A 21,605-nucleotide genomic window follows, 5' to 3' on the forward strand; every position below is an offset into this window, starting at 1 on the left:
GGGAAACCGGCGTCAGGACGACGGGTGGGCGACCGCGGAGCCGATCGTGTGGACCCGCAGCGCGTTGGTGGAGCCGTGGTTGCCGGGCGGGGAGCCTGCGACGACGACGACCTTGTCGCCCTTCTCGCAGACGCCCAGCGACAGCAGCGACGCCTCCACCTGACGGACCATGTCGTCGGTGTGGTGGACGAACGGCACCTCGAACGTCTCCACGCCCCAGGTCAGCGCGAGCTGGCCGCGCACCTGCGGGTTGGAGGTGAACGCCAGCAGCGGGATCGGCGAGCGGTAGCGGGCCAGCCGCCGGGCGGTCTCCCCGGACATCGTGAACGCCACCAGGGCCTTGGCCCCGACGATGGCGCCGACCTCGGCCGCGGCGCGGGCGATGGCGCCGCCGGTCGTCTCGGGCAGGCGCTCCAGCGTGTGGGTGGCCTGCAGGTAGGTGCCCTCCGCGGCGACCGCGATGCGGGCCATCGTGGAGACCGACTCGATCGGGTAGGTGCCGACCGAGGTCTCGCCGGACAGCATCACCGCGTCCGCGCCGTCCATCACCGCGTACGCGACGTCGGACGCCTCGGCGCGGGTGGGCCGCGGGGCGCTCATCATCGAGTCGAGCATCTGGGTGGCCACGATCACCGGGTGGGCCTTCTCCCGGCACAGCTCGATGATGCGGCGCTGGACGATCGGCACCTGCTCCAGCGGGAGCTCGACGCCGAGGTCGCCGCGGGCGACCATCACGCCGTCGAAGGCGTCGACGATCTCCTCGAGGTGGTCGACGGCCTGCGGCTTCTCGATTTTCGCGAGGACCGGGAGGCGGACGCCCTCCTCCTCCATGATCGCGTGGATGAGCGTGGCGTCGTCCGCCGACCGGACGAACGACAGGGCGATCATGTCGAAGCCGGTGCGCAACGCCCAGCGCAGGTCCTCCTCGTCCTTCTCCGTGAGCGCGGGAGCGCTGACGGCGACGCCGGGGAGGTTGAGGCCCTTGTTGTCGGAGATCATGCCGCCGATGACGACACGGGTGACGACGCGCGGCCCTTCGACGGCGGTCACCTCGAAGTTCAGCCGGCCGTCGTCCACGAGGATCGTGTCACCGGGCTTGACGTCGCCCGGAAGGCCCTCGTACGTCGTGGAGACGATGTCACGGTCGCCGGGGACGTCCTCGGTGGTGATGGTGAAGACGTCGCCGTAGCCGAGCCGTACGGGGCCGGAGGCGAAGCGGCCGACGCGGATCTTGGGGCCCTGCAGGTCGGCGAGGACCCCGACGGCGCAGCCCAGCTCGTCGGCGGCGGCCCTGACCCGGTCGAACACCTCCTTGTGCAGCTCGTGGCTGCCGTGCGAGAGGTTGAAGCGGGCCACGTTCATGCCCGCCTTGATGAGCTCGCGTAGGCGCTCCGGCGAGGAGGTGGCGGGCCCGAGGGTACAGACGATCTTTGCTCGACGACTCACAGCACTACCCTAATTGGTACAGACCACTTGCAATGACGCGCACACAGCTGTCGCCAAATGTTCAGACACTTCACGCGATCATCCGCGTGCCCTAGCCTTGGCAGCCTTGGGACGTACCCGGACCTGGGGGGTAATAACGGCGCTGTTCACCCTGGCGGCGTGCGGAGGCCAGGGTACCGAATCGGACGCGCCACCGTCGGGCGTTTCCGTGTCGCTCGACCGATGGCGCAGCGACGAGACGTCCCACGAGCTGGAGATCTCCGTGCGCGACGACACCGACACACCGGTGCGCTTCCGGGGCGTCCAGCTCGTCACCGGCGCGTTCGCGACGCTCCCGCCGGCCCGGATGGACACCACGCTCGCCAGGACGCCGCGATCGCGCGACCCGCCCGGGAGACGGGCACGCGACCAGGGCCGGCCACTCAGGGCGGCGTTCGAGGGATCAGGGCGAGACGGTGGCGGCCCGTGCCGCGTCGACCAGGCCGTGGCCGAAGAAGCCGTTCTTCGCCCCGGGACCCTCGCAGAGCTGGGTCTCGCCCGTGCCGTACCGGTGGGTCCGGGGGGTGGGGCAGCCCTTCGGGGTCGCCGTCGCGTACAGCAGACGCTCCACCTGGGCGGGGTCCATCTGGAGCCCGCCCTTGCCCGGCTTGCCGAACCGCCCGATGATCAGCGCCGCCACTCCGGTGACGTGCGGCGCGGCCATCGAGGTGCCCTCCATGTACTGGTAGTAGGCGCACTTCCCGTCGTGGCACTCGCGGATCACCGAGGACGTCTTCGGCTTGCCCGCGGCGTCGATGAGACCCTTGGCACGCATGACGTTCTCGGGAGCGGCGGCCAGGATCTCCCGGCTCGCGCCCTGAAGACCGGTGCCGCTGTCGAACATGTCACCGCCCGGCGCGGCGATGTCGGTCTGCTCGACGCCGTAGTCGGAGTACGGCGCCTTGCGGCCGCTCGGGCCGACGGAGGACACCGAGATGACGCCGTCGAGTTCGGCCGGGACGTTGAGGCAGGTGTTGTCGATGGTTCGCTTCTTCTCGTGGCCCTTGGGGTAGTCGGGGCTGGAGGCGTCCGTCTTCGGCTTGCCGAGGTCGAGGCCCTCGTTCCCGATGGCGCTGATCATCGTGACGCCGTGCGCGCGGGCGTACTTGACCGCGCGGCGCATCCCCTCCAGGATTCCCCGCTGCTCCAGGCTCTCCCTGGTCGTGTCGCCCGGGTTGGCGGCGCAGTTGAACGTCCAGGGATCGACGTAGAAGCTCATGTTGACCACGTCGACGCCCACGTCGGCGGCGTACTCCAGGGCGTCCATGGTGGGCTTGAGGAAGAAGAAGCCCGAGTCGGTGCCGGCGCGGAGGTTGACCAGCGACACGTCGGGGGCGACTCCGCCGACGCCGAGGCCGTTGATCGGCGAGCCGATCGTGCTCGCGACGTGGGTGCCGTGGCCGTCGTCGTCGACGTCGGCGGGGTCCTTGCAGCCCTTGTGCTCGCAGGGCCCGTCGAGCTGCTTGCCGTTCTCGTCGGTGGGCTGGTCGATGACGAAGTTGCGGCTGAGCGCGCGGTTGAAGTTGGGCGCGATGTCGGGGTGCTTGCCGTCGACTCCGGTGTCGATGACGCCCACCAGCACCTTGTGGCTGCCCCGGGTCTTGGCGTACGACCCGGTGGGGGTGGCGCCGATCATCTTCATGTCCCACTGGCGGTCCGACAGCGGGTCGCCGCCGGGCGCCCGCCGGGCGGCGCCGCCCGCCGCGTGGTCCACAGGCCGGGCGGCGGAGGCGGCGGGTGCGCCGGCGGCCTTGCCGATGGGACGGTCGAGCGTGACGCCGACCACGGAGGGGTCGGCGCCGATCTTCTCGGGGTCGGACGCGCGTACGACGAGGTAGCCGAGCTTGTCGTCCCTCCCTTGGATCGTTCCTCCGGCGGCCTCGGCCGCCCGCTGCGCGGCGTCGCGGCCGCCGTCCTTGTAGAAGACCAGGTAGTTCTGCGCGGGCTCGGTCGCGGACGCCGCCCCCGGCAGTGCCACGGCCCCCAGCCCGCCGAGCATGGTGATGGACATGATGGCCCCGGCGAGCCGCCCCCGTGCGTGCAACGATCCTCCTCGGTTGCGGGACCCCTGCGCCGGGGTCCCTCGATCCGGGCTCAGCATCCTCCCCGGCGGCCGTGCGCGCTCGCAACCCGGCCCCCGAGAAGGGGTATGCCCGTTTTATCCCTTACACCCCGACCGCCGTGGTCCGGTCCCCTGGGACCACGGCGGCGGGTCACATCTCAGACGAGAGGCCGCGCGGTCGGCGGAATGGGAACGGGCAGGACGGTCCGCCCGCTCAGGTAGCGGTCCACCGCCGCCGCCGCCGATCGGCCCTCGGCGATCGCCCACACGATCAGCGACTGGCCCCGGCCCATGTCGCCGGCCGCGAAGACGCCCTCGACCGACGTCTCGTACGACGCGTTCCTGGCCACGTTGCCCCGGGCGTCGAAGAACGACTCGGGGTCGCCGGACAGCGCCGCGAGGTCGTTCAGCAGCGGCCCCTTCTCCGGGCCCAGGAAGCCCATGGCGAGCGTCACCAGCTCGGCCGGGATCTCCCGCTCGGTGCCGGGGATCGGCGTGAACCCCGCCGCCGGGCCCTCGACCTCGACCAGGCGCAGCGCCCGCACGTTGCCCTCGTCGTCGCCCGCGAACTCGGTGGTGGACACCGCGTACACGCGGTCGCCCGCCCCGGCCTCAAGCTCCTCGTGGGCGCTCTCCATCTTGAACAGCATCGGGTACGTCGGCCACGGCTGACTGCCCGGGCGGGCCGCCGGCGGCCGCGGCATGATCTCCAGCTGGGTCACCGACAGGGCGCCCTGACGGATCGCCGTGCCGATGCAGTCGGCGCCGGTGTCGCCGCCGCCGATCACGACGACGTGCTTGCCCTCGGCGGAGATCGGCGACTCGTCGTAGTCGCCCTCCTGGACCTTGTTGGCCGGCGGGAGATACTCCATCGCCTGGTAGACGCCCTTGAGCTCGCGACCGGGCACCGGCAGGTCGCGCCAGGCCGTGGCGCCGCCCGCCAGCACGACGGCGTCGAACTCCTCGCGGAGCCGGGCCACGGTGACGTCCACACCGACGTTGACGCCGGTGCGGAACTCGGTGCCCTCGGCCTCCATCTGGGCGATGCGGCGGTCGACGTGCCGCTTCTCCATCTTGAACTCGGGGATGCCGTAGCGGAGCAGCCCGCCGATCCGGTCGGCCCGCTCGAACACGACGACGTCGTGCCCGGCGCGGGTGAGCTGCTGGGCGGCGGCGAGGCCGGCCGGCCCCGAGCCGACGACCGCGACCTTCCTGCCGGTCTTGGCGGCCGGGGGCTGCGGGGTGACCCAGCCCTCGGCGAAGGCGCGGTCGATGATCTCGACCTCGACCCGCTTGATCGCCACGGGGTCGGAGTTGATCCCGAGGACGCACGCCGACTCGCACGGCGCGGGGCACAGGCGGCCGGTGAACTCCGGGAAGTTGTTGGTCGCGTGCAGCCGCTCGATCGCCTCACGCCAGTCGTCGCGGTAGACGAGGTCGTTCCACTCGGGGATGAGGTTCCCGAGCGGGCAGCCGTTGTGGCAGAACGGGATGCCGCAGTCCATGCAGCGGGCCGCCTGCTTGGTGAGCGCGGGCGTGGGGAAGTCCTCGTAGACCTCGCGCCAGTCGCGGATGCGCACGTCCACCGGGCGGCGCGCCGGCAGCTCGCGCCCGTGTGTCAGGAACCCCTTCGGGTCAGCCATCGGTGTACCCCCCTTTATCGCTTAACGGTGATGGTCGTGGTGATTCGCATCGGCGTCACCCGTGAGCCGCGGCCATGACGGCCTCGTCGATGTCCCGGCCCTCGGCCTCCGCGGCGGCCCGCGCCAGCAGGACCCGCTTGTAGTCGGACGGCATGACCTTGACGAACCGGCCGAGCGCGGCGTCCCAGTCCTCCAGCAGCGCCTTGGCGACCGTGGAGCCGGTCTCCGCCAGGTGCCTTTCGACGATGTCCCGAAGGAACTCGGCGTCCTCGTCGTCCAGCGCCTCCAGCTCGACCATCTCGCGGTTGACCCGCTCGGGCCGCAGGTCGAGCACGTACCCGACGCCGCCCGACATGCCGGCCGCGAAGTTGCGGCCGGTCGCCCCGAGGACGACGGCCTTGCCGCCGGTCATGTACTCGCAGCCGTGGTCGCCCACGCCCTCGACGACGGCGGTCGCGCCCGAGTTGCGGACGCAGAACCGCTCGCCCACGATGCCGCGGACGAAGACCTCGCCGGACGTCGCGCCGTACAGGCCGACGTTGCCGGAGATGACCTGCGTCTCGGCCTCGAACGGCGCGTCGGGGTGCGGCCGGACGACGATACGGCCGCCCGACAGGCCCTTGCCGAGGTAGTCGTTGGCGTCGCCGGTGAGCCGCAGCGTGACGCCGCGCGGCACGAACGCGCCGAACGAGTTGCCCGCCGAGCCGGTGAACGACACGTCGATCGTGTTGTCCGGCAGGCCGGCGCCGCCGTACCGCTTGGTCACCTCGTGGCCGAGCATCGTGCCGACCGTGCGGTTGACGTTGCGGATGGGCAGTTCCAGCGTGACCGGGTCGCCGAAGTTCAGCGCGCCCTCGGCGAGCTGGATCAGCGTGTTGTCCAGCGCCTTGTCGAGCCCGTGGTCCTGCTCGACGACCTTGCGCCGCGGCGTGCCCTCGGGCAGCTCCGGCTGGTGCAGGATCGGCGACAGGTCGAGGCCGGAGGCCTTCCAGTGCTCGACCGCGCGGGTGGTGTCGAGCAGGTCGGCCCGCCCGATGACCTCGTCCAGCGAGCGGTAGCCGAGCTCGGCGAGGTACTCGCGCACCTCCTGGGCGATGAACTCGAAGAAGTTCACCACGAACTCGGGCTTGCCGCTGAACCGCTTGCGCAGCTCGGGGTTCTGCGTGGCCACGCCCACCGGGCAGGTGTCGAGGTGGCAGACCCGCATCATGACGCAGCCGGAGACCACCAGCGGAGCGGTGGCGAAGCCGTACTCCTCGGCGCCGAGCAGCGCCGCGATGACGACGTCGCGGCCGGTCTTGAGCTGGCCGTCGGCCTGGACGACGATGCGGTCGCGCAGGCCGTTGAGCAGCAGCGTCTGCTGGGTCTCGGCCAGGCCGAGCTCCCAGGGGGCGCCCGCGTGCTTGACCGAGGTCAGCGGGGAGGCGCCGGTGCCGCCGTCGTGGCCGGAGATCAGCACGACGTCGGCGTGGGCCTTGCTGACGCCCGCCGCCACGGTCCCGACCCCGACCTCGGCGACCAGCTTCACATGGACGCGGGCCCGCGGGTTGGAGTTCTTCAGGTCGTGGATGAGCTGGGCCAGGTCCTCGATCGAGTAGATGTCGTGGTGCGGCGGCGGCGAGATGAGGCCGACGCCGGGCGTGGAGTGCCGGGTCTTGGCGATCCACGGGTACACCTTGTGGCCGGGCAGCTGGCCGCCCTCGCCGGGCTTGGCGCCCTGCGCCATCTTGATCTGCAGGTCGTCGGCGTTGACGAGGTACTCGCTGGTCACGCCGAAGCGACCGGAGGCCACCTGCTTGATCGCGCTGCGCCGCTCGGGGTCGTGCAGCCGCTCGGGGTCCTCGCCGCCCTCACCGGTGTTCGACTTGGCGCCGAGCCGGTTCATCGCGATGGCCAGCGTCTCGTGCGCCTCCATCGAGATCGAGCCGTACGACATGGCGCCGGTGGAGAACCGCTTGACGATCGACTCGACCGGCTCGACCTCGTCGATCGGCACGGGCGCGCCGGCGGGGCGCAGCCTGAACAGGCCGCGCAGCGTCATGAGCTTCTCGGACTGCCCGTCCACCAGGGACGTGTACTCCTTGAAGATCTCGTACCGGCGGGTGCGGGTGGAGTGCTGCAGCTTGAAGACGGTGGTCGGGTTGAACAGGTGCGGCTCGCCCTCGCGGCGCCACTGGTACTCGCCGCCGACCTCCAGCCGCCGGTGCGGGTTCTCCGCGCGGGGGTAGGCCCGCGCGTGCCGCTCCAGCGCCTCCGCGGCGAGCACGTCGAAGCCGACGCCGCCGAGGCGGGAGGTGGTGCCGGTGAAGCACTGGTCGATGACCTCGGCGCCGAGGCCGAGCGCCTCGAAGATCTGCGCGCCGGTGTAGGAGGCGACCGTCGACACGCCCATCTTGGACATGACCTTCAGCACGCCCTTGCCGTACGCCTTGATCAGGTTGCGCACGGCCTTGCGCGGGTCCATGTCGAGCCGGCCGGTGGCGACCATGTCCTCGGCCGTCTCCAGCGCGAGGTAGGGGTTGATCGCGCTGGCGCCGTAGCCGATGAGCAGGGCCATGTGGTGGCACTCGCGGGCCTCGCCGGTCTCAAGGACGAGACCGACGCGGGTGCGGGACTTCTCCCGGATGAGGTGGTGGTGCACCGCGCCGGTGAGCAGCAGCGACGGGATCGGCGCCCGCTCGCGGGAGGAGCCGCGGTCGGACAGCACGATGATGCGCGCGCCGTCCTCGATGGCCCGGGAGACCTCCTGGCGGATCTCCTCCAGCCGCCGCACCAGCGCCTCGCCGCCGCCGGCCGCGTCGAACAGGCCGGACACGACGTACGGCTGGAAGCCGGGCAGCGCACCCTCGTCGTTGATGTGAACGATCTTCGCGAGCTCGTCGTTGTCGATCACCGGGTAGGGCAGCACGAGCCGGCGGCACGAGGCCGGGCCGGGGTCGAGCAGGTTGCCCTCGGGGCCGATCGTCGACTGCAGCGAGGTGACGAGCTCTTCGCGGATGGCGTCCAGCGGCGGGTTGGTGACCTGCGCGAACAGCTGGCTGAAGTAGTCGAACAGCAGCCTCGGCTTCTCGCTCAGGACGGCGACCGGGGTGTCGGTGCCCATCGAGCCGATCGGCTCGGCGCCGTTCTTGGCCATCGGCGTGAGGATGACCCGCAGCTCCTCCTCGGTGTAGCCGAAGGTCTGCTGCCGCTTGACCAGCGCCTCGTGGGTGGGGTGCTCGTGCTCGCGCTCGGGCAGCTCCTCGAAGCGGACCAGACCCGCGTGCAGCCACTCGCCGTACGGCTCGGCGGCCGCGAGGTCGGCCTTGATCTCGTCGTCCTCGATGATCCGGCCGCGCGCGGTGTCCACGAGGAACATGCGGCCCGGCTGCAGGCGGCCCTTGCGGACCACCTTCTCCTGCGGGATGTCGGACAGCACGCCCGCCTCGGAGGCGAGCACGACCAGGCCGTCGTCGGTGACCCAGAACCGGCCCGGGCGCAGGCCGTTGCGGTCGAGGACCGCGCCGACCAGCGTGCCGTCGGAGAAGGTGATGGACGCGGGGCCGTCCCACGCCTCCATCAGCGTGGAGTGGAACTCGTAGAAGGCCCGGCGGGCCGGGTCCATCTCGGTGTGGTTCTCCCACGCCTCCGGGATCATCATCAGCACGGCGTGCGGCAGCGACCGGCCGCCGAGGTGAAGCAGCTCCAGCGTCTCGTCGAACGAGGCGGTGTCGGAGCCGTCGGGGTCGCAGATCGGGAACAGCCGCCGCAGGTCGCCCGGGATGAGGCCGCTGGCGAGCATCGCCTCGCGGGCGCGCATCCAGTTGCGGTTGCCGCGCACGGTGTTGATCTCGCCGTTGTGCGCGACGTACCGGTACGGGTGGGCCAGCGGCCAGGAGGGGAAGGTGTTGGTCGAGAAGCGCGAGTGGACCAGCGCGATGGCGCTGACGTAGCGCTCGTCGGACAGGTCGGAGAAGAACGGCTCGACCTGCAGCGAGGTCAGCATGCCCTTGTAGACGATGGTCCGCGAGGACAGCGAGGAGAAGTACACGTCCGCCTCGTGCTCGGCCCGCTTGCGGAAGGCGAACACGATCCGGTCGAGGTCGACGCCGGTCTCGCCGCCGGGCGAGGTGACGAACAGCTGGGCGAAGTGGGGCATGACCGCCCGCGCGGTGGCGCCGGGCAGGTCGCGGTCCACCGGCAGGTCGCGCCAGCCGAGGACGGTGACGCCCTCCTCGGCGGCGATCTGCTCGATGAGGCCGATCGCGGTCCGCCTGGCCTGCTCGTCCTGCGGCAGGAACGCGGTGCCCGCGGCGTAGGCGCCCTCGGGCGGCAGCGCGAAGTTCGCGACCGCGCGGAAGAACGCGTCGGGGATCTGGGTGAGGATGCCCGCACCGTCGCCGGTGTCCGGCTCGCTGCCGCTGGCACCCCGGTGGTCGAGGTTGCGGAGCGCGGTCAGTGCCTTGGCGACGATGTCGTAGCTGCGGCGGCCCCGCACGTCCGCGACCATGGCCACGCCACAGGCATCGTGCTCGAATGCGGGGTCGTAGAGTCCCTGGGGCTCGGGGAGACCTTCGGGAAGGCCAAGGCGGGCAGCAGGCATGTAGTCACTCCCGTCGTCAACGTCTGCGTGGAACAGAGGGACGACGCTGGCCCTGCTGCGGTTGAGTGCTTAAGAGATTACAACACGCTGCCGGAATAGTGCCCCCCAGGCCCGCTTCGCGAACCTTGGCAGGTCAGCGCCGTGGATATGGTTTGCGCATGAGTGGTCATGAGGCGATCGACGAACTGCTGGCGGAGGCGGGTGTGGACGGCCTGCGCCTGCGCGGAGCGCTCGCGCTCCTGGCCGGCGGCCGCTGGTGGACCCTGCCTGACCTGGTCCGAGAAACCGCGACGTCGCGGCGGACGATCGAGTCGCTGCTGCGGGTGCTCCCCCTCGAGCACAGCGGCGACCGCGTCCGTATTCCCAGCGATCAGGTCAACCGCTACAACGTCGGCATTGATACGGATATTTCCGGTCTCGGGAATCCGGTCGCCGAAATGGTCCCCGCGCACGCCGAGGCGCTCGGGCGCCTCGAGACGCTGATCGCCGAGGCCCCCCGGGGACGGCACGCGCTCGACCACGTCTCCGCGACCGCGGAGACCGTGCTGCGCCGCGCCCTGCTGCTGGGGAGGCGGTTCTGGCTGCCCGGCGCCCGCCTGCTGTGCGTCGGCGACCACGACCTGACCTCTCTGGCCGTGCGGATGATCCACCCCGAGGTCGAGGTCGCCGTGGCCGACATCGACGACCGCATCCTGGAGTACATCGACGCCCAGGACCTGGGGGTGCGCACCCACTGGGCCGACCTGCGCCTCGGCCTGCCGCCGTCGCTGCGCGGCCGGGCGGACCTCGCGGTCACCGACCCGCCGTACACGCCCGAGGGGATCGGGCTGTTCGCCGCCCGCGCCGCCGAGGGCCTGCGCGACCGCGACCGGGGGCGGATCCTCGTGGCGTACGGCGCATCCGAGCGCACCCCGATGCTCGCGCTGAAGGTGCAGAAGGCCCTCCTCGACCTCAACCTTCTGCACGAGGCCATATTTCCGCACTTCAATCGGTATCACGGCGCGGAGGCGATCGGCAGCGCGGCGGACCTGTACGTCCTGCGGCCGACCACCAAGACCTGGCCGGCGATCGCCTCCCGGCTCGACCGTCTCGCGACGGCCATCTACACCCAGGGTCCCCAGTCCGTCGAGTCCGCTCCCGCGGCTCCGCCGGACGAGACGGCGGTGACCGCGTTCGGTCCGGACCTGCTCGCCGGGGAGTGGCCGCGCGGCCTGCTGCCGAAGGTGCCGCGCACCCGGCTCGCCACCCTGCTGAGCAAGCCGTACGCCGCCGATCCCGAACGGGTGGCGATCGCCGTGCCGGCCGGGCTGGAGGCGGCGCTGCCCCGCCTGCTGCTCGCGACGCGCGCCCGGCACGTTCGCGTGCTCACCGCGGGCCCAGTAACGGACACGGTCGCGGACCTGCCCGCGCTCGCCGCCCTGCTGGCCCCGGTGTACGAACTCGTCCACCGCCCGGCCGCCGAGGGCCACGTGCTCGACGCCGTACGGCTGCCGCCCCCGGACGGCGGCCCCGGCCGGGTGCTGCGCAAGATCATGGACAGCGCCCACGGAAAGGTCGCCAACACCTGGCGTGAGGCGCTGACCGAGACGGCCGGCCTCACCAAGCGACAGGCCAGAGCGGCCGTCGAAGAGGCCGCGCCGTGGGCCGGCGACGCCACCCCGCTCGAGCTCCCCCTCCACCGCCTCACCACTCTCCCGGCCGCCGTCCTCCGCACCCTCGACGCCGGCGGGGAGCGATGAGCGGCCCGCGAAGCGCGTGCGCGGCGGAGGAGGCGATCGGCCGGGACTCGCCGCCGCAGGCCGACGATCTTTCCGATTATCCGAATCAGTCCGGAACGACACGGCCCGGCCAGGACTACATTTGTTCTAGACGTCGGCTAGATATTGTCTAGAGAAACTCCCCGCTGGAGTCTCCGCCACATCCGCCCACGTCAGGCCTCGAATCAAGCCCTCGAACGAGAAGTTCGTTTTTGATGACCGCCGCCCCGCCGGCGGCCATCCGTTAATCCCCATAAATGCTTGACACCTGAGAAGTCGATCATGTTAGCATGCCTGTCGTTCGGGCGTGTCAGGATAATTCCGGATACCGATGCATCCCGTTCTCCGCGAGGGGGGAACGGGCTCATCGTTACCCTTCGGTCGTCATGTCGTATCCGGGACACAACGAAGGGCTCGGGTAATGGCCAGAAGTAATCGCTTCACATCTGCAACCCGACGACCGGCCCCACCAAGTATCGCTCCGCCGGTCTGACGTTCTCGGGATCGGGCCTTCCCACGAGCTACAGCATCACCGGCTGTGGTTCCAGCGCGATTTCCGGCCGGCAGGTGACCCTCAGCCCCAACGGCACGGTCACCGTCACCGTGAGGAGCATCACGGGCGCGACGGGGAGCCGCACGATTCCCCGGTAGTCCTCCGCGGAAGGGTGGTCAGTCAGTCACATGGAATCCGCACCGATCGATCCGCCCCCGCCTCCGCCTCCCTCCGCGATGGAAGCGGGTCATGAGCTGGTCGTCGACCACGGCTCGTGCACCGCCTGCGGAGCTCCGGCCGTCCGTGATGGCCTCTGTGCCGAGGACTTCATGCGCGCCGCGCTCCGCGACACGACGCGGCGCTCCAGGCAGGTGTCCCGGGACACTCCCTGATCGCCTCTTCACCGAGACAGGCGGCCTCCCAGCCGGCGGCGCCGCCTGTGCGACTATGAGGAAAGGCAAGCCCGCGTGGCGAACCAGGAATCGGCAGTCTTACGACTGGACGACGTCTCAATCTCCTTCGACGACCAGGCCACGCTCACCTCGGCCGATCTCACCCTCGAGAAGGGCGAGTTCGTCGCTCTGGTCGGTCCCAGCGGAAGCGGCAAGTCGACGCTGCTGCGGTGTGCCGCCGGGCTGCTCCCTCCCGATTCCGGGCGGGTACTGTTCACCGCCGAATCGCTCTATCGGCTTCGTCCGGCCGACCGCACGGCGCTGCGCGCCCGGCGCTTCGGCTTCGTCGCCCAGCACGGTGATCTCATCGACGAACTGACCGTGCGGGAGAACATCCAGCTGCCTCTGGAGCTGAACGGCATGCCGGACATCGGCCTCCGGACAGCGCAGATCATGAGGATGCTGGGCCTCGACCACCTGTCGAAGCGACATCCATGGCAGATCTCCGGGGGAGAAAGGCAGCGTACGGCGATCGCCCGCGCGCTCGTTCATCACCCCGACGTGTTGTTCGCGGACGAGCCGACCGGAGCGCTGGACGCCGCCAACAGCGAGATCGTGGCCGACCTGCTCGTCACCGCGGCCCGGCGTCACGGCACCGCGGTCCTGCTGGCCACCCACGACCTGCGGATCGCCGAACGCGCCGATCGCGTGGCGACGCTGACCAACGGCCGAATCGTCGCATCGGAGGAGGTTCTGACACCGGACGGTGGAGCGAGACTATGACGCCGCTGTCGGCCCGGCTGGCTTATCGCATGCTGCGCGGTTCGCCTCGCGCCGGGCTGAGCCGGATGGCCGCCTTCGTGATATGCGCGGCGGCCGCGGTGCTGTTCGGCCTCATCGCCGCTTCGGTGCCAGGCATAGCGGACGCACAGCTGACGCGGGACCGTCTCCGTGCCGTGCGAAACGACACCGGCCGCGTCGCGGCGGAACCGGACGCCGGAATGAAGATCTTCGTCTCGGACATCATGGTCGCCGAGACCAGACGATGGCGCCGGGTCTTCGTCTACGACGTGCGGAATCCGGCGCGAGCGGCGACGCCGCCGGGCATCACGCACGCTCCGCTGCCCGGTGAGGTGTTCCTGTCTCCGGCTGCCGCCCGGTTGATCGACTCGCAGCCGCGATATGCCACGTGGGCCCCGGGACGACGCGCGGGCGTCATCGGCCCCGCCGGGCTCGGCCACCCCGACGAGCTGTACGCCTACGTGGGACGGGCATCGAACGCACCGCAGGAACCCAACCTGGACGTCACCTTCGGAGTCAGCCCGGCCGAATACCGGATCACTCCTGACCGGTCGGGAATGACCTGGGAGACGTCCTGGAGCCAGGGCACCATGCAATACCTGGACGCCGGAGCCGTTGTGATCCGGCTTGTTCCCGCCACCCTGGTTCCCGTCGCCGCTCTCACCCTCGCCGCGCTCGGCATGTCGTCGGGGGTCTACCGCCGCCGCTGGGCGCGCGCGTACCTCGCGGGCATGTCCCGTGGGCTGATCGGGCGGATCGCGGCATGGGAAGGCGCGGCCGCGGGACTGACCGGCGGCGTCGCCGGGTGCCTGGCGGCCGCGCTCGCCTGGCCCGGCCTCGGCACCGCCGGCATCACCCAGCTGAGCTGGTATCCGCAGGACGCCGCGCTGCCGCCGTCGGTCCTCGTCGCGGCGGTCGCCGTCGCGACGATCACGCTCGCGGGTGTCACCGCGCTGTCGGCGGTCCGGTGCCTGCGGCCGGACGGGCAGATCCGGCGAGGGGCGCCGAAGGCCCAGCGGCTCATACCCGCCGCCGCCGTGCTGGCCTGGTCGCTGGCCGCCGTCCCGCTGGCGGACTACAAAGGCCTGTTCGGACGCCCGGATCCCGGCGGGCTGCTGGCACGGGCGTACTCTCCGCAGGTCGGCTATGCGCTCATGACCATCGCGATCGTCGTGACCATCGCCGCGATCGAGCCGATCACCGTGGCCCTCTCGTCTCTCGTGCGCCCTCGGCACGGGCTCCCGACCCGGCTGGCCGCCCGCTTCGCCGCGGGAAACCCCGCACTTGCCCCTCGGCTGGTGGCCGTTCCCATGTTGCTGATCAGTCTGCTCGGCCTGCACGCCGGGAACCTCGACGCCGTGAACGAGGTCAGGCAGACCGCCTACGGAGCCGACGGCCGGCAGAGCGTCGGGATCGACCAGATAGACGAGACGCTCAAGCAGCGTTTTCTCGCGTCCCCGGTGGCCCGCTACGCGCGGGTCACCCGGCAGCGGAACGGCATTGAGAGCCTGGACATCGTCTTCCCGCGAGCACGCGCCGACGACGTGATGTCCGACGTCCAGGCGATCATGCCGGAACTGCGGTTCGAGCGCGGCATGGAACAGACCCTCCAGCAGCGTGCACAGCTCTACGCGGTGCTGCTACCGGCGATCTTCCTGATCGGCCTCGCCTTCTCGATGCCCATGGTGGTCCTGGGCGCGGCCGACGCGCTGCGGGGTGACAACCGGTTCGCCACGGCGCTGCACCTGATCGGGGCACCGGAGAGGCTCACTCGCTCGGCGATCTCCCGGGCTCTGACGGCCATGACGCTCGCCGGACTCGTCGTGGCCTCCATCGCGGTCGCCGTCACCTACAACGTCGTCTACCTCGGCACGCTGTACGGCACGGAAACAGAGGCCGCCTTCGGCTTCCCGGCGGCCTACGTGCTGGGCGGCGCGGCGGCTATCGGCCTGGTCCTGTGGCTCTGCCGGCGCACCTGCGCACGCTGCTCGCGGCCGGAAGGGCTCGTCCTCCCCGGGAGACGGCGAGGGTGAACCGACGGCTCCGCCCCGGATGGTCTCCCCGCACGCTCCCGATTCACAGAGCGGTGGAGGGCGAGGGGGTGGAGGAGATCGCCGGGGAGGCACCGGGGTCGGTCGGAGGAGCCTCCGAGGGCTGCGCGGTGTCGGCCGGGCCCGGCGGCTGCGCGGGGTCCGACGGCACCCCGGCGACCTTGACCACGCGGCGGAAGACCGCCTTCTCGACCTCCCGTGCGGCCAGGCCGAGCATGATGAAGTCGTCCTTCTCCCCTGGCTCCGCGCCGTCGGTCCGGCCGATCCAGGCCACCCCGAGGTAGTGCCCCAGGGCATAGGCGTTCGCCTCGCTGTAGGCGCCGAACTTCGCCCGAGGCGACTCGAGCGGCTGCACCCAGGCGCCCCGGTAGAGCGAGGCCAGCGACTTCGCCAGCGACTCGGCCGCCGCGACGTCCGCGAGGTTGAAGACGGTGTACTGCGCGACGTACACCCCGTCCGCCGTGGCGTACAGGCCGCGAACCGCCTGGCTGCATCCGGCCTCCGCCAGGGCGTCGGTGAGATCGGCTCCCCACACGGCTCCCGCGCACGCCTGGTCCAGGCGGGCGGCGAGCCTGCGCAGCGTGACCTTCCCGGCCGTGAGCGTCCGCGCGCCGAACACCTCTTGCGCGGTCAGCGGCGCGGTGTCGGCCTTCCTGTCCGCGATCGGGGCCAGTTCCTTCAGCGAGGGCCAGTCCTGGAAGGACACGGGCAGCCCCTCCCCGACCACCCCGCCCGCGGCCTGCGCCGGCTGCGACGGTGCTCCGCCGATCGCGTTGACCGTCAGCGTCAGCACCAGGGCGATCACCAGCACTCCCACAGCGGTGACCGACCACACGAACACCCGCTGCTGCCTGTCGTCCAGCCCCAGCTCGGTGAGGGTGGACCCGGTCCAGCCCTCGGCCGGCGCGGACGACCGGCGCTTGCGCCTGGTCATAGACCGCCGGTTCCGATCAGCGAGCCCAGGCCCCAGGTAAGCGCCGCCGCCACGGCCCCCACCACGAGCTGGCGCAGGCCGCTGAACCACCAGCTGCGGGCCGTCACCCGGGAGACCACGGCGCCGGCGGCGAACAGCGCCACCATCGACACCACGGCGGAGACCCACAACCCCCGCACGCCCAGCAGGTACGGCAGGAGCGGGACCAGCGCGCCCAGACTGAACGACAGGAACGACGACACGGCGGCCAGCACGGGCGAGGGCAGGTCGTCGGGGTCCACGCCCAGCTCGGCCCGCGTGTGGACGGCCAGGGCCTCCTCCGGGTCGCGGGAGATCTGCCGGGCGACCTCCCTGGCCGTCTCCGGGTCCACGCCTCGCTGCTCGTACATCCGGGCGAGCTCGGCCTCCTCGGCCTCCGGGTGCCGCTCCAGCTCCCGGCGCTCCACGTCGATCTCCGCCAGGGCGAGCTCCCGCTGGCTGGCGACCGACACGTATTCGCCGCCCGCCATGGAGAACGCTCCGGCGGCCAGACCGGCGATGCCGGCGAGCGCGATGATCCTGGTTTCGGCGGTGCCGCCGGCGACGCCCGCGATCAGCGCGAAGTTGGAGACCAGCCCGTCCATGGCACCGAAGACGGCGGGGCGTAACCAGCCGCCGTTGACGTCGCGGTGCTCGTGGTGGACCTCGGCCCGCGCCCCCGTCGACGCCTTCGTCATCGCCGGCCGGCCTCGGGCTCCGCCGCGCCGTCGACCGCGGCGCCCGCCGTCTCCTTGCCGGAACCGCCGTCCCGTTCCTGTCGATCCTGTGCCGTCACGTCTTCCGCCGTCGTCTCCTGGGCCTCCTCGCGCAGGAGTTCCGGCTCATCGGCCTGGTCCGGCCCATGGGCGGGGTCGGCGGGGCCGGGGCCGGCGTCGCCGCTCTCCACGCCCAGCGGCTCCTCGCCCGTACGGTTGCGGGCCAGCCACAGGTACGCCAGGGCGCACAGGAAGATGAGGATCGAGGTCCACTGGTTGAGCCGCATGCCGAGGATCTGGTGGGCGGGGTCCACCCGCAGCCCCTCGATCCAGAACCGGCCGAGCGTGTAGCCCGCGACGTACAGCGCGAACACGCGGGCGTGCCGCAGGCTGAACCGGCGGGCGGCCAGGATCAGCACACCGGCGAGCGCGAGGTCCCACAACGACTCGTACAGGAACGTCGGGTGGTAGGTGGTCGCGCCGGGGACGGTGCCGGGGCGGCCCGGCTCGATCTCCAGGCCCCACGGCAGGTCGGTGGGGCCGCCGAACAGTTCCTGGTTGAAGTAGTTGCCCCACCGGCCGATGGCCTGCGCCACGGCCACGCCGGGGGCGAGGGTGTCGGCGACGGCGGTGAAGGAGATGCCGCGCCGGCGGCAGGCGATCCACACGCCGAGCGCGCCGAGGGCGATGGCACCCCAGATGCCGAGGCCGCCCTCCCAGATGAACAGCGCGTCGATCGGCCGCTTGGGCGCGTCCGAACCGAAGTAGATCTGCCAGTCGGTGATGACGTGGTAGAGACGTCCGCCGACGAGGCCGAACGGCACGGCCCAGACCGCGAGGTCGACGATCGTCCCGGGGGCGCCGCCACGGGCGCGCCAGCGGCGTTCGCCGATCCAGACGGCGACGATGACACCGAGCACGATGCACAGCGCGTACGCGCGGATCGGGATCGGTCCGAGATTCCAGACCCCCTGCGAAGGGCTGGGAATCGAGGCGAGGAGGGGCATGTAACGTGACGTTACCGCAAGAGAGGGCGAGCCTGGAGCGAGGCGCGGGCATCCGCCGCGCGACCTGCGCCGATCACCCCGCGCCCTCCGCCCGGAGCCCGGCGGCGGCCGTCTCGCGGAGAGCCGACAGGCGTACGGCGAGGTCTCCCAGGCCCGGGTGTTCACCGAGATCCACCAGCCTCAGCCATCCGAGCGCGGTGACCCCGTCGGGGTCGCGCGCGCCGAGGACGCCGCCCGCGAGCGCCGCGACCGTGTCGGTGTCCCCGCCGAGCGACACGGCGTACGGCAGGGCCGCGGCCGGGCCGGGAGTCTCGCGGATCACGTGGACCACCGCGGCGACCGTTTCCACGGCGTCGAGGGAGACACCTTCGCGCGGAGGCGACCACCGGCCGCGGGCCGCGTCCGCCACGGCGTCCATCGGCCCGTAGCGCTCGCCCGCCCAGCGGGCCTCGGCCGCCGCCGCGTCCAGCAGATCGTCCGCACCGGCCCCCTCCACCGCGAACGACGCCATGGCCGCGATCACGCAGGCCGCCCCCACCGCCGCCGGCGCCCGATGCGTCGCGGCCGACAGCGTCTCGCACAGAATCCGCCGGCGCTCGGTCCTGTGGGGCGGTACGGCCCAGCCGACCGGGGCGATGCGCATGGCCGCGCCGTTGGTGGGCAGGTCGCCGGCCGAGGGCGCCGGCAGCTCCCCCGTGGCGTGGAAGTGCGCGAGGGCGCGCAGCGTCGTCGGCCCGAGACCGCGCACCCCCGGCGCCGCGTCGGCCAGACGGGTGAGGAAGTCCATGGAGGAGGGCCGCCCGCCCGTGTCGGCCAGGCATCGGGCGGCCAGCACCATCTGCGCGGTGTCGTCGGAGGTCGAGCCGCGCGGCCATCCCCTGTCCGGCGCCGGCAGCCGGACGACCTCGGCCGCGTCGACGCGCTCCGGCGGACGGCCCTCCCAGGGCACGCCGAGCGCGTCGCCCGCCGCGAAGGCGACCATCGCCCCGTGGATCCTCCTAGCGGCGTCCCCGGGTCCGGCGGATGTGTCGAGAGGAGACCGGTCGTCGTTCGGCATGCGGGCATGCTAACCACGCACCCGGAGGCGAAACCCCGGTGAGATCGGCAGGGAAGGCGGCCGCGCGGCGGCCGCCTGGTCCCGGCCCCGCCCGGGGGCGGGCGGATCAGAGCTGCTCGCGCACGCCCGCCTCGTGCGCCAGCCCCTTCGTCTGGTCGTGCAGGTCGCCCCGGACCGCCGTACGGGCCCGGCCCCGGCGGGCGACGGGAAGGAGCGCGCGCCCGTGCGCGTCCTCCAGTTCGAACGCCAGCGCGGCGTAGTAGGCGACGACGGCGAGCACCAGACCGGCGATGCCCGCCGCGGTCCTCCACCCCGAGGACGCGGTGATCTCGAAGACGCCGGTGATCGCGAACCTGGTGGCGGACAACGCCATCACGACGGCGGCCACCAGCTTGGGCAGGCCCGCGAGGGCCGGGACGAGCATCGCCGCGGCGGCCGTGAGCAGGACGACGCCCAGCGCCGGGTTCGCCGTGCCGGGCGCGGAGGTGAGCGTGACGCCGCCGATCACCGCCCACGTGCCCGACAGGACGCCCATCGCGGCTCCGGCGACCGAGTCGCGGGCGAGGAAGCCGAGGATCGCGACGAGGAACTGCAGCGGCGCGGTGAACAGCAGCGCGGCCAGAGCGACGACACGCCCCTGCGCGGCGGGCACCCAGCCGAGTTCCATGGCGCCGAAGGCGGTCGTGGCGAGGGCGAGACCGAGGAAGCCCAGCGGCAGCGGGCTTCCCATGGGCCTCAGGACGACGCGGGCGACGCCGTCCCGCCCGGCGGCCTGCGCACCGGTGTGGGCGGGCACGGCGCCTCCTCGCTCAGCTCGTCGCTTGCGGTTCGCTAGCGCGAGCCGTGGACGGGACTGGTGTGGACGGGACACGACCGCGCCCACGACCGCACTCGCACCGGCGATCAAAACCTGCGGCCGCACCACGCTCGCGCCGACGATCACACTGGGGCCCGCCCTGCGCGGAGCCTGTGACATCGCGCCGATACCCGGTCGCGGGACGGCCACGCGGCCCTTGCCCGATTCTTGGCGACGACGCCTCGCTGCAACGACCTCTCGGCGGCGCTTCCTGGAGCGACGGCCTCCCAGGCGACGGCTTCCCGGGCGGCAACCTCCCGGCGACGGCCGGGGGGGACGGCGTCTCCTACTTCCCGGCCTTCTGCACCGCGTCGCGCAGCGAGCTCGGCGAGAAGAGGGTGGTGAGCTCGAGCTCCTTGCCGTCGAGCTTGACGGTCGGTGTGCCGGCCAGCTTCTGCGCGGCCATGGTCTGCTGGGAGAACTGCTTGTGCGCGGCGACGTCGCGCTGCTCCCGCACGCAGTTGTCGAAGTCGGGAGCGGTCACGCCGGCCGCCTTGCCCCACTTGATCAGCTCGTCGGTCGTGAAACCGGTCACGGTCTCGCTTGGCTGGTTCTGGTAGAGCTTGTCGTGGAACGCCAGCCACTGCTGCCCGTCGGTCACGCACCGGGCCGCGTTGGCCGCCCGCAGCGAGTTGCCCGCGGTCGGCTCCTGAGTGAAGATCGTGATCGGGTGGTACACGACCTTGGCCTTGCCCTCGGCGGCCAGGTTCTTCAGCGTGGAGCCGCTGGTCGCCTCGAACTCCTTGCACGTCGGACACTGGAAGTCCTCGTACACGTCGACCACGGGCGCACTGACGCCGGACTTGGCCATCACGACCGTTCCGTCTTTTTGGACGGTGACGGGCGCGAGGCCGCCCGCGACCTTCTCCGAGCTTCCCTGCCGCACCGACCACACGGCGACGGCGGCCGCGATCAGGACGATCACCACGGCGGTGACGATCATCGTGATCCGCTTGCGCTGCTCCTGCTTGCGCAAGGCCTCCCTCTGGGCCGCGATGCGGGCCCTGGCCGCCTCACTCGTCCGCTTGCTCACGAAACTTCCCCCCTGGCTGTTCTCACGGCGGCGTCCCGCGGTCGTCCGCGGTCACGCGCCGTCGTCCTCCCCGCCGTCCGAGCCGTCCTCGTCCGCCGTTTCCCGCTCCCCCGTGAAGCCCAGCGCGGAGTCGAGCGACAAGCGGCCCGCCGGCCTGGCGACGATCCACGCCGCGCAGACGAGCAGCCCGAAGTCGCGCATCAGCTCCCAGAAATAGTTGGGGTCCTGTCCCGCGGCGAGCGTGCCGTCGCCGCCGAAGCAGCCGCAGTCGATGCGCAGCCCCCTGGCCCAGGCCGACCCGATGCCGATGACGAACGCCACCATCAGCACCCCGGCGACGACCGCCGCCGCACGCGTGAACAGGCCGACGAGCAGCAGCAGGCCGGTGATGATCTCCAGGACCGGCAGGCCGTACCCGACGATCTGCGCGACGGAGCCGGGCAGGAGCTCGTAGGCCCGCACCGCCTGCACCGACAGCGCGGGTGCTCCGATCTTGAGCGCCCCGGCGACGATCAGTACGCCGGCGAGCACGACCCGTGCGGCGGTCGTGACCCAGGAGAGCGCGGGTTTCGCAGGCTGTAACCGTTCGGACACCGAGGCGCCGGATGCCAACTGAACCATGAGTCTCCTCGCCCGGTAGGCAACACCGACTGAACAGTACCGGGACCCAACCTCACCATGTGCTGGATAAGAGCATGGTAAGCCGCCTTATCTCGGC

Annotated in this window: 14 protein-coding genes; 3 read left to right on the plus strand and 11 right to left on the minus strand. The window is 71.7% G+C overall.

Features of this window, described 5'->3' with window-relative positions; all coding sequences use genetic code 11:
* Positions 1-12: 12 nt before the first annotated feature.
* The 4 genes from pyk to gltB form a co-directional block, all read right to left on the minus strand.
* Positions 13-1,446, minus strand: coding sequence for a pyruvate kinase (pyk, locus tag AB0O28_RS05610; RefSeq protein ID WP_363636631.1), 1,434 nt, complete (start codon positions 1,444-1,446; stop codon positions 13-15).
* A 442-nt stretch (positions 1,447-1,888) separates the two neighbouring features.
* Positions 1,889-3,529, minus strand: a complete 1,641-nt coding sequence (locus AB0O28_RS05615) for a S8 family serine peptidase (protein WP_363636633.1) — start codon at positions 3,527-3,529, stop codon at positions 1,889-1,891.
* Between the two features lie 176 nt (positions 3,530-3,705).
* Positions 3,706-5,190 carry a glutamate synthase subunit beta gene (locus AB0O28_RS05620; RefSeq protein ID WP_363636635.1) on the minus strand — a complete coding sequence of 495 codons (1,485 nt, stop codon included), beginning with the start codon at positions 5,188-5,190 and terminating at the stop codon, positions 3,706-3,708.
* Between the two features lie 55 nt (positions 5,191-5,245).
* The gene (gltB, locus tag AB0O28_RS05625) at positions 5,246-9,772 is read right to left on the minus strand and encodes a glutamate synthase large subunit (RefSeq protein WP_363636637.1); all 4,527 of its coding nucleotides are present in this window, start codon (positions 9,770-9,772) and stop codon (positions 5,246-5,248) included.
* Positions 9,773-9,930: 158 nt separating this feature from the next.
* On the opposite strand from gltB, the gene AB0O28_RS05630 reads away from it, so the two are divergent.
* The 3 genes from AB0O28_RS05630 to AB0O28_RS05640 all read left to right on the plus strand — a co-directional run bounded on the left by AB0O28_RS05630 (position 9,931) and on the right by AB0O28_RS05640 (position 15,248).
* Entirely contained in the window at positions 9,931-11,511 is a 1,581-nt protein-coding gene (locus AB0O28_RS05630; RefSeq protein WP_363636639.1) for a bis-aminopropyl spermidine synthase family protein, read from the plus strand.
* A 978-nt stretch (positions 11,512-12,489) separates the two neighbouring features.
* Positions 12,490-13,197: an ABC transporter ATP-binding protein gene (locus AB0O28_RS05635; RefSeq protein WP_363636641.1), complete on the plus strand. Its 708-nt coding sequence runs from the start codon at positions 12,490-12,492 to the stop codon at positions 13,195-13,197.
* Positions 13,194-15,248, plus strand: coding sequence for a hypothetical protein (locus AB0O28_RS05640; RefSeq protein WP_363636643.1), 2,055 nt, complete (start codon positions 13,194-13,196; stop codon positions 15,246-15,248). Before AB0O28_RS05635 ends, AB0O28_RS05640 begins: the two co-directional genes overlap by 4 nt.
* 43 nt (positions 15,249-15,291) lie before the next feature.
* Here AB0O28_RS05640 and AB0O28_RS05645 read toward each other — a convergent pair whose 3' ends face one another.
* The 7 genes from AB0O28_RS05645 to AB0O28_RS05675 all read right to left on the minus strand — a co-directional run bounded on the left by AB0O28_RS05645 (position 15,292) and on the right by AB0O28_RS05675 (position 21,508).
* A complete protein-coding gene (locus tag AB0O28_RS05645) occupies positions 15,292-16,200 on the minus strand; it encodes a hypothetical protein (RefSeq protein ID WP_363636645.1) in 909 nt (302 codons plus the stop codon).
* Positions 16,197-16,916 (minus strand): VIT1/CCC1 transporter family protein, encoded by a 720-nt coding sequence (locus AB0O28_RS05650; RefSeq protein WP_363636647.1) that lies wholly within the window; start codon positions 16,914-16,916, stop codon positions 16,197-16,199. The genes AB0O28_RS05645 and AB0O28_RS05650 overlap by 4 nt, the downstream gene beginning before the upstream one ends.
* Positions 16,913-17,941 (minus strand): prolipoprotein diacylglyceryl transferase, encoded by a 1,029-nt coding sequence (lgt, locus tag AB0O28_RS05655; RefSeq protein ID WP_363636649.1) that lies wholly within the window; start codon positions 17,939-17,941, stop codon positions 16,913-16,915. Before lgt ends, AB0O28_RS05650 begins: the two co-directional genes overlap by 4 nt.
* Before the next feature lie 73 nt (positions 17,942-18,014).
* On the minus strand, positions 18,015-18,998 hold the full coding sequence (locus tag AB0O28_RS05660) for an ADP-ribosylglycohydrolase family protein (RefSeq protein ID WP_363636651.1): 984 nt from the start codon (positions 18,996-18,998) through the stop codon (positions 18,015-18,017).
* A 106-nt stretch (positions 18,999-19,104) separates the two neighbouring features.
* Positions 19,105-19,794, minus strand: coding sequence for a hypothetical protein (locus tag AB0O28_RS05665; RefSeq protein WP_363636653.1), 690 nt, complete (start codon positions 19,792-19,794; stop codon positions 19,105-19,107).
* A gap of 346 nt (positions 19,795-20,140) precedes the next feature.
* On the minus strand, positions 20,141-20,887 hold the full coding sequence (locus tag AB0O28_RS05670) for a thioredoxin domain-containing protein (protein ID WP_363636655.1): 747 nt from the start codon (positions 20,885-20,887) through the stop codon (positions 20,141-20,143).
* Positions 20,888-20,938: 51 nt separating this feature from the next.
* Positions 20,939-21,508: a DoxX family protein gene (locus AB0O28_RS05675; RefSeq protein WP_363636657.1), complete on the minus strand. Its 570-nt coding sequence runs from the start codon at positions 21,506-21,508 to the stop codon at positions 20,939-20,941.
* Positions 21,509-21,605: the final 97 nt, after the last annotated feature.

This window comes from Microbispora sp. NPDC088329, assembly GCF_040685655.1.
Taxonomy (GTDB): Bacteria; Actinomycetota; Actinomycetes; order Streptosporangiales; family Streptosporangiaceae; genus Microbispora.

Bases quoted from the DNA above. Each gene is read 5' to 3' on its own strand.
- AB0O28_RS05620 (WP_363636635.1), bottom strand. From the start codon at position 5,190: ATGGCTGACCCGAAGGGGTTCCTGACACACGGGCGCGAGCTGCCGGCG.
- gltB (WP_363636637.1), bottom strand. From the start codon at position 9,772: ATGCCTGCTGCCCGCCTTGGCCTTCCCGAAGGTCTCCCCGAGCCCCAG.
- AB0O28_RS05630 (WP_363636639.1), top strand. From the start codon at position 9,931: ATGAGTGGTCATGAGGCGATCGACGAACTGCTGGCGGAGGCGGGTGTG.
- AB0O28_RS05640 (WP_363636643.1), top strand. From the start codon at position 13,194: ATGACGCCGCTGTCGGCCCGGCTGGCTTATCGCATGCTGCGCGGTTCG.
- AB0O28_RS05645 (WP_363636645.1), bottom strand. From the start codon at position 16,200: ATGACCAGGCGCAAGCGCCGGTCGTCCGCGCCGGCCGAGGGCTGGACC.
- AB0O28_RS05650 (WP_363636647.1), bottom strand. From the start codon at position 16,916: ATGACGAAGGCGTCGACGGGGGCGCGGGCCGAGGTCCACCACGAGCAC.
- lgt (WP_363636649.1), bottom strand. From the start codon at position 17,941: ATGCCCCTCCTCGCCTCGATTCCCAGCCCTTCGCAGGGGGTCTGGAAT.
- AB0O28_RS05660 (WP_363636651.1), bottom strand. From the start codon at position 18,998: ATGCCGAACGACGACCGGTCTCCTCTCGACACATCCGCCGGACCCGGG.
- AB0O28_RS05675 (WP_363636657.1), bottom strand. From the start codon at position 21,508: ATGGTTCAGTTGGCATCCGGCGCCTCGGTGTCCGAACGGTTACAGCCT.